The organism is Thiomicrospira cyclica ALM1 (genome assembly GCF_000214825.1).
GTDB classification, from domain to species: domain Bacteria; phylum Pseudomonadota; class Gammaproteobacteria; order Thiomicrospirales; family Thiomicrospiraceae; genus Thiomicrospira; species Thiomicrospira cyclica.
This window is the reverse complement of record NC_015581.1, coordinates 429812-443155: the sequence shown is the minus strand read 5'-3', so window position 1 is coordinate 443155 and position 13344 is coordinate 429812. Positions and strand designations below refer to the sequence as shown.

The 13344-nt window shown below is 47.2% G+C and carries 1 protein-coding gene (running past one end of the window); it reads right to left on the bottom strand.

Going from position 1 to position 13344, the window contains the following annotated elements:
- Window positions 1-13344, bottom strand: partial view of an LEPR-XLL domain-containing protein gene (locus tag THICY_RS01780; protein ID WP_013834903.1) — the start only. The gene continues 28197 nt to the left of window position 1, outside the view; 13344 of the gene's 41541 nt are visible here — the first part of the coding sequence; the start codon lies at window positions 13342-13344; its stop codon lies off the left edge, out of view.

Sequence of the window (13344 nt, the reverse complement as noted above, 5' to 3'; positions counted from 1 at the left end):
AATTGCGACACTCGCACCAATGGTTCCGACTGAAAAAGCAATTGCTGAGGCCGCCGTCTTTGCCTCTATTACGGCATTATCCTGCGCTTTTACGGTTAATTGACCTAAGGTTCGCATACCATAATTGGCAGAATCCGTTACCTCGGCACTAATCTGTGTAGTAATGGTGTTTTTGGCACTGGTACCGGCACCCGCAGCAGCGACCCCCAGTAATCCACCACCGGTTAGTGCGACCGAAACGGCAATAACATCGGCTTTAATGGTTGCTTGATTAAGCGCCAAAACATCCACCTTGCCTTGCGAGGTCAAGTTCATGCCACTTACTAAGGCTTCAACAACGGAACTTCGGTCTGCTATTTGCGCACCAATAATATTCTCTGCCATCGAGGCACCAACCGAGACGCCCACACCTGCTGCGCCACCACCGGCAACCGACACCGCAAAGGCTTTAATTTCTGCGCTAATGGTGGCACTATTATCCGCTTTCACCCGAATATCACCTTGGACTAAGGCGTCGGTATCATTTAAATAAGCACCCACGTGCGTTGCAATACTATTAAAGGCATCGCCAAAAGCACCCGCAAAACTAATCCCTGCCGAACCACCAACGGCAGCAGCGACACCGACTGCAATGGCTTCGGCAGTAATGGTGGCGTTTTCAATAGCATCAATACTCAAGGCGCCCGATAGGGTCAAACTGCCCGCATCCATAACAAACGCGCGAACTTGGTTAGAGATATAGTTACTGGCCACACTGGCCGAGACACTGACTGCAACACCCCCTGCACCGCCAAAAGCGGCTGAGATAGCGGTGGAGGCTAGGGTGGCATCAATGACGGACCGGTCTTCCGCTTTAACCGTCATATTGTTAGCGCTAAACCCAAGCGAACTATGACCATCAATACCCGCGCGCACATCAACTTCAATACGGTTAGTGACGCCCACACCGGCACCGGCTAAACCAACACCAGCAGCCCCTCCACCAGCAATCGCCGCAGATACCACAAGATTGCGACTGCTAATGGTTTGGTCTGAACTCGCGGTAATCGTAACGTCACCTTGCTCCGCTTTAATCGCAGAATTCTTGACTAATGCATGAACCGGCGTGCCGTTAGCCTGAATATCTACCCGCTCCCAAAGATCTCGGTTGGTGTAATCAATCGTAGCGAGATTGCCCTTTAACGCCAGGGTACTGGTATTTTGGTTAAAGCCTTCATTCGATTGGTTGAGTAACAGTTTGTTGCTGCCGATGTAACGGTATTGTTCACCAGCCCGTGCGCCGTGTAGAATTTCAACCACTTGATTACGATTTATTTGGTTTTGACTAACCGCGTCTGTGGTGAAGTGAGCGGTTAGATTCGTGGCCGTCCAGCCAATAATATTTTGTGCCACGCCGACCCCAATTGAGGCGCCCACCCCAGCGGTGCCACCCGCTGCTGCGGCAACGGCCAAGGATAAAATACGCGCATCAATGACTGAGCTGTCATTCGCATCAACCAAAACATCACCGTTCAGCAACGTCATAGGACTGTTATCAATGGTTGCGATCACGCCTGAACCAATACGGTTAGTCGCTTCGGCACCCGCGCCGCTCAGTGCGACACCCGCAGTTCCGCCAAACCCTAAAGCCACCGACGCGGCGATAGAGGTCACTTGAATCGTCGATTCCGAATAGGCACGAACTTGAATATCGCCACCACGCGCGGTAATACCGCCTTCTGCATTCACTATCGCGGCTTGCACCAGGGTATCGATGGTATTTCGAGCTAGACTCACGCCGATCGACAAAGCAACACCAGCGGTACCCCCGAGCGCACCTGACAATGAGGCGGCACCAGCAAACGCTTTAATACTTGAATTATCTGTCGCCAGCACATCTATTGAATTAGCCGTGATGGACCCGTTACTACCTGCTGAATTTTTAACACCCGCAAAAATATCCTGCGCAATACGGTTATCGGCATTCACACCCGACCCACTGGCGGCAACCCCAGCGCTTGATCCGCCGGCTATAGCGGCCGAACCACTAAACACAAACGCATTAATCATTTGGTTCGCTTGCGCACGAATTGTAAGATCACCGTCGGCTACAATATGGGCATTGCTAATATAGGCTTGGACTTGTCCAAGCGGTGTTGACCCTGCACCGGATTCATAACCGATCCAATTGCGTGCCAATGAGAAGCCAATCGAGGCACCCACACCATTTGAACTACCGACCCCCACGGCTAAAGATGCCGCCCAAATATTAGCGTTAATTGTGGTTAAATTATTGGCACTAAGTAACACATCACCGACCGCACTAATATGGTTACTATTTGTGATCAGTGCTTTAGTAGTGGTTAGAATATTGTTATAGGCCACTGCGCCTGCTCCACTGACAGCAACCCCCTGCCCACTCAATCCAACACCTGCCGCCAATGATGCGGCCATAGAGACAGCATGAATGCTTTGCTCTAAAACCTCCAAACCACCTTGATTGTTAATTTTTAATGTGTAAGTTTGACCATTGGCAAAACTGAGTAACCAGGCCTGACCTTCTTGTATTATCTCGAGTTGAACGGGTGGCTCAACGCGACGAAATTGCTGGGTATTGCTGTAATCTAGTTGACTAATATCAGTGATCAGGTCTGCGTTGCCGATATATTCGTACACCTGTCCTGATGTGCCCCCCCAGCGATAGCCCTCTGAGACGAGAATTGTTTGGCCTTTTTTGAGAGTCTGGGTATTGGGTTCACTTGGAAGGCTGGCACCTTCAGACGCCGCATTACCGCTCACAAAATCCCAAGTGTTTGATAAGGAGTTGGTTTGTGGTATTTCTAGCCCTGCCGCTTCTAAAGCCTGAACTAAAGCCCGCTTAGTCGCTATATCCTTTAGGCGATCTTGCTCATATTCATCAATCGTTTCAGTGCTTGGGTCATCGCTAGTTTGCGTTGCGGCATCATCTAATAATGTCGCTGATATGCCACTAGCGCTAAGTGTTGCGGCGTCTATGGTTAACAGTGATGTAGCCGTTGCATTAGCGCGAACGGTAATATCTCCGGTCGTTGCACTGATCGACTCGGCATTATCCATTTGCGCCAGCACACTATTGCCGATTTCGTTGTAAGCTAAAGATAATGCTATTGATACAGCGACACCGGTTTGAGCTGATACCGAAGCACCAACAGCGGCTGCACCGGCTATAGCGCGAATACTGCTCGCGTCCTCTGCTGTAACAGCAATAGTCTGTGCCTGGATTGAACGAGGACCACTGATAGTAGCGCGCACATCAACATAAATGTTGTTTTCAGAATAAACACCACCTATACTCGGGGCGGCTGAGGTTCCCTTGGATGCCGCAACTGCAACCGTTAGGGCTTGTACGACGGCACTGATACGTGAGTCACTGCGAGCATCAACGACAAGATCACCAGCAACTTGCGTTGCGCTATTGGCAATATAAGCGAAAACGGCCGTCTTAGGGCTTGTTGCATCAATACGTTTCCACTGACTATTGTCGTAGTAATTCTCATTAATTAGCTCAACAGCTCCTAGTCTATTTTCGCCAATGTACTCGTAAGCGCGACCATTGAGTGGACCATCTATGACTTTAACAGTTTGCCCTTTGGTTAAGCCCAAAATGCTCTGCTCATGATTATAGGTGGTACTTAAATTACTGTTATCCTGGCGTCCAATGTTGTTAGTCGCAACAGATAAACCCAGTGCTACCGCTGGCGCAGGCTTCGCACCTAAACTGATTGATACAGCCGCCGCAATAGAACGAACATTAGCATCGATCAAGGCATCATCATAGGCATTGACGGTTAAATCAGCACCGGTCGTGATATCAACCGAATCAATATAAGCACGCGTGCCACCATTAATTTTATTAAAGACAAGGGTTCCTGCACCTGCCACCGAAGTTGCGCCTTGCATACTGGCTGCAACCGCAACAGCAACCGCACTGCCGGATGCAATAATACTGCCCTCACGACGGGCTTCTACCAGTAGGTTACCACCGACATTAATGTGTGACGTATTGGTGCTACTTGGTGAAGCAATAGCTGCTTTGACGTTGGTATCAATGTCGTTTCTTGTCCAACTGACACCAATCGAAACAGCACGTGTTGGACCTTGCTTACTGACGGCGACGGCCACCGATGACACATGAACGGTAGAAGCAATTTCAACACTGGATTCGGCAAGGACAGCTACACTGCCAGCCACGGCATTTTGGCCATTGGCGTTGACCAATGCCTTCGAGTCACTACTAATCTTATTCATGGCTATAAGTGGAGCTACGGCAATAGTATTCGAGCCAGTGCCGCCATCGGCACTCGGAGCAATACTGACATCCAAAGCCATGGCCGAGTTAAAAATATTGGCCGCTATTGAGCCGGTAAAAAGCGCATCTACTCTAAGGTCACCACCCACATCAAAAATAGTATTATCGATAATGGCATGATTTTTCAGCGTTTGCTCACCACCTAAGTTTGAACCCCCAAGGGCATCGATAGTGGCAAATAAGACATTGGTTGGCTTATAGCCGATGGTATTGAAGGCTAAGGTAACCCCCACAGACGTAGTGGCCTGAACCTCACTGTTCACATTCGCGATAATAGCGGCAGCACTTTCAGCAACAACATTTAAATCACCACCCGTTACAACACTACTCGCATTTAAGCGCGCTTCGCTACCACCCAATATGGTGTTATTAGCTATGACCACATTAACGCCAGTGGTGTCAGCACTGACCACACTTTCATCATCAGCAATTATTGTCGCAGACTCAATGGCATTGAGCGTTACATCGCCAGCCACATCAAAATCGATTCGGTCAGCTAGAGCTTCAACATTTGACCGCACATCATTGCGCACCACCAAGCCACCAAAACCGGTTCCTTTTGCGGAGCTTTCAGATAAAAGATCAGCCATGAATGCAGCCGCTTCCACTATGGTGTCTAAATCGACAGCCCACCAACGTGAACTGTCGGAATAGTCTTCGGTTCTTAAATTAACAAATTCAGCGCCGCCACGGAAAATGTAGATTAAATCAGGATCACCATTAACAATTCGCCATTGTGAGCGGTCACTATAATCTTGACGGTCTAGGCGAGCACGCTCCTGCTCTTCACCAATATATTCGTAGATCACCCCCGCTTCACCACCGGCCATGTCCCACTTCAGCGTGACTCTATCGCCGAACTCCAATACATCTGGACGATCAAACTGGGTATAACCGTTATCACCAATTTTGACTCGATCACCAAAGTTAATGGTACGCTCACCCGAAAAATCAGAGTAGGTCTGGCCAAAGAAACTAGCCAGTGCTCGAATCGCTTGAGCCTTTTCACTTTCACCACCCGTTTCTGCGGACAGACTTGCCTCGGCATAAATTCCCGAGTCATTCTGCGCATCCACTGAAACACTACCCTGTTGACTGGTTATTGATCTTTGAGTTTGGCTACCCTTGATCATGGCATAAGCACCACTTTCTACAAGGTTACTGGCTAGGATAAAACCAGCGGCAACAGCTTTTCCAGAGTCAATAAAATCATCACCTAACTCTGATGCTGTTTCATTAGTCACTTCAGCAAAGATAAAAGCATTGGACATAGCTTTTACAGATATGTCGCCATATGCGGTTATATCTGAATCAATAATAGTGGCGCTAACCTTAGCTGGCTGTGCATTCCCAATATCTGAACCAACCAATGCATCTATCGTGTTGAATAGAAGGTTTTGCGCCTCCCAGCCTATGGTGTTAAACGCGAGGGTCAGGTTTACACCAACACCATCCGACGCCAGACTACTCGAGTTACGCGCGACGACTTCTGCTTCATTGGTGGCGTTTACAATGACGTCCGCAAAGGTCGTCACAATCGTAGCGTTTTTTATGAATGCTTCAGCTTGATTTAGTATGAGGTTTGTTGCAATCACACCTCCAGCAGCCAGGCCTGGAGCGCTGCCATCAGTGGCTTCCGCTGTCGCATCGAGTAAGGCAAAAATCTCAGCACGCTCGTGCACCTCAACAACTAAGCCACCGGCAAGAATATTTGAATCCTCAATAGAGGCAAATGCACCACTGCGCACATCATTTCTAACAATCAATCCACCAACCGCTGTAGCTCCACCGGCCGACGATCCATCACCATCATCGTCATCACTTAGTTCCTGGATACTAAAGTCAGTAATCAAGCGACCCTCAAGGTCACCGCCAAAATTCACGACGACTGTTTTATCACCATCCGCAAGTACCTCGACGTCAATACCATAACTTTTTAGCAAGGCACCGCTCAACATCTTGGCATTGGCAATCGCGAATTGAATTTCAGCCAGACCAGCATCACTAGAAATATCACCCGTGGTAAAGTCTATGCCATCTAGGGTAATCGTAGCCTTGAAACTGCCATCATCTGGGCGATCAAAACTATAACCAGGGCCTATTGGGAAGCGCCCTCCTTTTAAGGTACTCACCAAGACCTCTAAGGCATCAACATCAAATTCGGCAGGCGTTGCTAAATCTATCGGTTGTTCAGCGAGTCCACCCGTAAAAGCGATACGGTATTTTTGAACTTTACCATCGATAGCAAATGGCGTGACTGCCATATTGCCGCGCCCAAACAGACTTTCTAGTCCGCGCTGCAAGAACTCAGCTTGCAGTTCTGGCGTATACTCTTCGGCGCCTTCAACGAGGGTTTGTGCTCGCACCACCATCATGCCAGGATCACCTATGCGCTGGGTACGAATCTGAGCCATATCTTGGCCCGCTAAATCACCGCCAAAGGCAATCTCAAAACGCCAACCTAAATTGCCAGAATCATCAAATGAAACCGTGACATTACCCTCGCCATACCAATCCTCAAGCTGGTTCTGAAGAGCCGCCTCATTGTCTTCAGGCGAATCCGCAAATGTCATTTCAGCAGAACGGCTACCATCCAATAGTAAATACGTTCGTCCGTAATCGATTTCATCATGAATAAAGGTTAAACGCTGTAGTTCATTTGCTGGCTCGCCAATAGGCACCAACAAAATATCATCACTGGTTTCACCGTCCCATTCAAAGGCAATAGTTGGTAAGTCTTCGCTGCCATGGGCATCAATATCAAAGCGAATTTCAACAATATGCTCGGCCGATACGCCAGGCGTAGCCGGTTTCACCAAGGATGCTTCTTGACCTACTGGCAGGGCTGCTACATCTTCTTCGGGATTGGTGTTAACTGGCACGCTCTTAAGAGGAATCTCCATACCTGCGGCATCTAATAGCACTACGGCGAGCTCTACAACGGGTTGATATTTTTTAAGCGCTTCGGGAGTAATATCACCCAAGTTAATCGGGGCAAGAACACTTTCAGTAGTCATTTCATCATCGATAAAGAAACTAAAGAAGTCAGGTAGGAAGAAATCGTAAAGCACCGCCATATCAATTCTGGCATACGAATTATTTTGTTTTTCGCCAGGTTCGATCCAGTCCAATAACCCAGCCACAGCGCTAACAGGCAGCTGTAAGTCCGTCGTAAAACCGAGTATGCCAAAATTTAAATCCGGGTCAGTGAGCTCTAAATAACGCGGCAAAAACTTAATAGCGGCAATGAAATCTTCGGCGATCTCTCTAGGTGTTCCATCTAAATCAATCTCAGCGGCATCATCAAAATAGTCTACTGGACGATCTCTTAATATCTCATCAGCTAAACCGGGTGAAAGCTTGTTAAGTGATAGTACGTCTAAATCTGCACTTGGCATGATGACACGGATCGGATCGAGTCCCCGATCAACAAAGGCGGACACATCATCGTCTTTATCGTCTATATCGAGTACTCGAAGCAGTATTTCATTGGATTCAGGTGCTTGACCATCTTCATCGCGTTCACCACCAAATACAAATTTAATTGGCTTGCCAAGAAAGGTTACGCTCAGCTCAGGTTGCTCGATAACAAATTCACGCGGTAAAAAACGTTGCGGCGTCAAATCCGATTTATCTTCAATATCAATATAAACTTTATAACTGACCTTCGGCTGAAACACCTCCCAGTCTTCATTGATTAACGCTTCAATAAAGGTGGTAAGAGGAATGTCTTGCCAACCATAATCTAACTGTATTCCCCAGGCAACATGCTCTCCATTGTGTTCAATGCTACCCACTTGATGCTTATATTCATAAGAAATCAAGTCGGGCGTTGGCATAATCAAGTCAAGGAATAATGATGGCAAAGCGTAATTACCCACTGAGCCAAGATTGAATACAATGCCATTATCTGTAAACTCAACGCCTTGTTCATTACCACCTAATCCACCAAGGTAATCGATGACATCAATGTCTTTGCCGTCATCCTGCCAGCCAACACCAAACTTCAAACCTAATTGATGATTTTGACCGCCAATACGCATATTACCCAGTACTTTACTGGTTTCTTTAAATGGCATCGCACCATACAAGAAAGATAGCACATCCCCCATAAAGCCTTCTGGCGGTTCAATTGCCATCCAATAACGCGTATCGGTAAAGTCTGTTGACGAAAGATCAACACTACTCAAAATTTCAACATCGTCACCATCAGCATCTTTCTCGGTACCCAGAAAACCCATATATCGATAGATATAACCGATTTCGCCGCCTGCTTCGTGATCTTCATGCACATAAACATGATCACCAAAAGCAATCTGTACTTCGCCTTCATCGCTGTAAAAATCAACTTTAATATATTCATCATTACCGCTTGGATTAGTAGAGCTTGCAATGACTGTACCGTCTGCAAATATAGACGGCGCATCGGTAGCCTCAACAGTTAAAACTTTCCCTACTGTGACAGGCCCAACGGATTGAATAAGACGCGCTTGTGCATCTGAGCTAATCATATTTGACGCCAATACCAATGCCGCCGCAGTACTTGCACCGGATCGTGCGGCGCTGTAAACACTCGCATCAATAAATGACACCATATCCGCAGAAATAATAAGATTGCCAGTAACATCTAGGCTTGAGCTGTCTATTTTTGCCAGCACTCTAACAGGCGCTTCATTACCGATATCCGTTCCGATTAATGCATCAACAGCTTTAAAAAGTACATTATCAGCCTCATAACCCAAGGTATTGAAAGCTAAAGTTAACCCTGCGGCACTTGCGTCAGAAGTCATAACGGCTTCGTTGGTTGCTTGGATCGTGGCCGCATTATCGGCGGTCACTAAAAAGTCACCGCCAACTTGTACGTCTGAATTCAGTAATAACGCTTCGCTTGAAGACATCACAATGTTGGTTGCAATAATGCCACTCAAAGCAAACCCTTCACCGCCACCTTCGCCGTCATCAACCTCCATCGATCCGGCAACCAAAGCATTAATCGCAGCATTATCACTGGCATTGATCGTTAATTTTTCACCCACTATGACACGATAGTCATCAACAACTGTTTTGCTTCCACCACGAACATCATTGACCGCGATAGCCAAGCCCGCAGCCGCTCCACCTTCTGTACCTGCCATCATCAGCAGTTCGGCATCAATAACGGCTAGGTTACGGGAATCGAATGTTGCCGATCCGCCTACACGAATAGCGTGATGAGTTGATGAGGTAATATTAACCAGACTGCGCGAACTCACTCGATTGCTAGCGATAATAAAACCTGCCGCCGCGCCATCTTCTGCGGCACCGGCATTTACCACTTGAGATTGCATACTTGCGCCGCTTGGCAGACCAAGCTCGTCATCGGCAATGCCCGCCAAGACGCTCAAATCGCCGCCTGTTGTTATATCTGTATCGGTAATATTAATGCGAATATGCGCAGGCTCTTCATCAATGATGCTGGTACCTAAAACAGTATCAATAATATTGAACAATAGATTTTGTGATTGATAACCAATACTGTTAAATGCGAGCACGACACCGACTGATGGGCCAGCGCCGCTTGATGAGGACTCCGCTGAGTTTAAAGCTGTCATTTCCGCCACATTATCAGCTAAGATCGCCATATTGCCGGTTGCAACTAAACTGCTCTGCGAAATTGTAATATCCGCACGACTCAACAGGGCGTTAGTCGCAATTAACCCATTAACAGCGACACCACCGCCACTGCTCTCACTCGCCTGGGTCGCATCATCTTCACCTGTCGAAACTACGCCGCTTAATTCAGCCGACAAACTCGCTAACTCTAGCGCTTCTATGTTCAGATCGCCCTCAGCCCGCACTGTGGCATCGCTCAACCTTACATCCACTACAGCGCTCAAATCATTCCTTGCGAAAAGCAGGCCAACAGCCGCTCCACCGCCACTCGCGGTTTCCATAGATATCATGGAATCTATTCTGGCGGCATCTCTAGCCAAAATAGCGAGATCACCGCCCGCATTTAAACTAAGCGCACCGCTGTAACCCTCCGTTTTTTCTATAATCACACGTGCGGCGGAGCTCACCATATTGCTCGCTAAAATAACACCAACTCCGGCAGAGATACCCTCGGATTCCGTTGACTGCGCCAGCATCGCCATTAGCAACTGCTTTGCATTAGCACTCACCGTTAGATTACCAGCCGCATCAACTCTACTATCTCGGATAGTGACCAGAACATTCATGGGTTGTTCATTGCCAATGTTACTGCCAACAAGATTATCAATAACATTGAACAGAATATTCTGCGATTGATAGCCAAGGCTATTAAACGCCAGACTAATGCCCACAGCCTTTCCGGATGCCCCCGCTTCGGCCTGATTGTCGGCAATTAGTTTTGATGCATTGCGAGCATCAATAGTTACATTGCCTGACGCATCTATGTCACTGCGATTAATAAGAACCTGGGTATCTGACAAAATCAGATTGGTCGCAATAATCCCTGTGAGGGCAAAGGAAGCTGAATCCGTGCTTTCATCATCGTCTTCCATATCGAACGAATCAGGCTGTGAGCCATCCACTATCGCCTCAATTATCACAACATTTCGTGCCGCAACAGTAATATTTCCGCCCACACTCAGTTGAGCTTGGTCTATATCAACGATAACCGCATTTCGTATATCGTTTCTGGCAATTAACCCGCCCACCGCGCTACCACCTGAACTGGCAGAACCTACCCGTGCCGTGGCAAAAATACTGGCCGTATCCGTTGCAATTACCAATAAATCTCCCTCTACGCGCTGTATCGTGTTCTCAGGGCGATAGGTGATTTTTGTGCTAGAGTTAACCATATTGGTCGTTAGAATAATGCCTACAGCTGTGCTTGCGGCTTCAGTAGTAACTTCTGTTTTAACCAATGCACTAATGCTGGGCGCACTCAAAGCTAAGATGTCAGTATCACCGTCAATATCTAACTCGGTTCTATGCAAAGTCACGTGGGTTAGATGGGGCTGCGCATCGCCCAATAAGGTATCGCCCAATAATAAATCAAGCGTTTGGCTAAAAATGTTCTGTGCCGACCAGCCAATCGTATTGAAAGCAAGCATAGGTCCAACCGCCGTTCCTCGACTTTGAACACCACCTTCAAGTTCTGCTGTTACCGCTGCACGGTTTTCAGCTATTACACTTAGGTCACCCTGATTAATAGTAACCAGTGTCGAGTCGACAATTTTTACCGTCACTTCACCGTTGATGCGGTTCGTTGCAATAAAACCGTTAACTGCCCAAGTAGGAACACTCTGGGGCTGTATTTCTTCTGAGCCTATTGAAGTCGCAATACCCGCAAGACGTGCTGTAAGTTCGGCGAAACTGTCGGCAATAACCTCGATGCCCGCTGAACCAGCCTCTAGATAGCTATCAGTAACAGTTATTGTTGCTTTGGTATCTACTGAGTTAAAACTAAACCCAGCGCCTGACATCGGAAACTCCGGCACACCATCAGCACTGCTGTCAACGGGACCCACAGCTGACACACGAATACGGTCTTGCGCAGTAATTCTCAAACCGGCGTCACCGGCTGTTAAGTCTGCATTGTTGATAGTAACTTTTGCTTCACCACTAATGTCATTAAAAACGATTAAACCAGTCGCACTATACTCTGATGCCATCATCGCGTTGAGGTAGATAGCATCAGCTTCTATCCAACTGCTACCCAAGTTAAGTTCGGCACTTTCTTGGATCTTGATACCAGACAAATCACCAATTAACATATTTGGAATAATGCCATCACCTAAAACTACGCTACCACTGGTTTGCGCCCAAGCACGCAACTGATCTGCTTGAATTTGGGTTTCGTTGGCCACTGAAACTTTGGCGATTGTTTTAGCGTCGAAAATGTAATCAGAGAACCAATCGCCAGCATCTGAGTAACTTCGATCGGCTTCAGCAATCAGAAAAATCTGCCCAGCAGCCGTCAGGTTACCCTTTACAACCACCTCGGCTAATAGGTCACTATTGTTTGAAAAATTGAGATCACGTGCATTCAGCACAATATCGCCAAGTGTTTCGACTTTAACGCCTTCGGCAACGGTAATAGACTCGGCATTAATTTGAAGATGCGTACTACCTAAATCAAGATCGGAATTAATGGTAAAGCTATCCCAGCCACCACCGCCGTTAATAACCAATGCGGACTTCCCAGCTAAGCTAATGGAATGCTGAACTACACCAGTAGTAGCACTGGTAAGGGTTATGGACCCTTCTGGCGACTGCGACATAAACAACTCATCATTACTGGCTGACATGGTGATGACGTGTGCATCAATCGCCTGCAACTGGAGCGCTGAACCCGTATCGGCAATACGTAAATAGGTGTTTTCTAACCCATGATTGTGGAGTCCCGAGATTTTGGTAAATCCACCAACGAGATCGCCATAGGTTAAAAAATCAAAGGTTTGGTTGGCACTGGGCTGAAATTTGTCAATAAACTCAATCACCAGTTCACCGTTTAAGTCCGCCGTGTTCAGAACATTTAATCGGTCGTATTCTGCTCCTGCGGCTAAACCGCCAATTTCAATTTGAAGTAATGCATTACCATCTTGCACATAAGATTGAACTGTCTGCTCACCCGGCGAATAACCAGGGCTGAGAACACCGTTGTTGTGCAGGTGCAAGTCAAATGTTCCGCTACCGCCGAGAATTTGGTCTTGTGTAACGGTTAAAATTCCGGATTCATGAGCAAAAACTAGGTCGTTAATATCAAGAGCAGAATCCAAAGTAGATGGGGATAATGTAAACTCAAGGTCTGGCTGTTGATCACGACTATAGCCTTCTTCAACACCCTCACTTTTTTGCTGACTTTGCTCATAATGTTCAACCGTAATGACCGGTTCAAAATCATCAAGATTTTGAGTTTGATCCGTATCACGCAAGGAGACATGGGCGACGCCCATAACCGGATCAGCGGATAACAAAATACGTTGCTCCAAAGGTTCTACCTTAAACGCATTTTTGACGAGATCGGCTATTTTCTTACGCTTGAACAT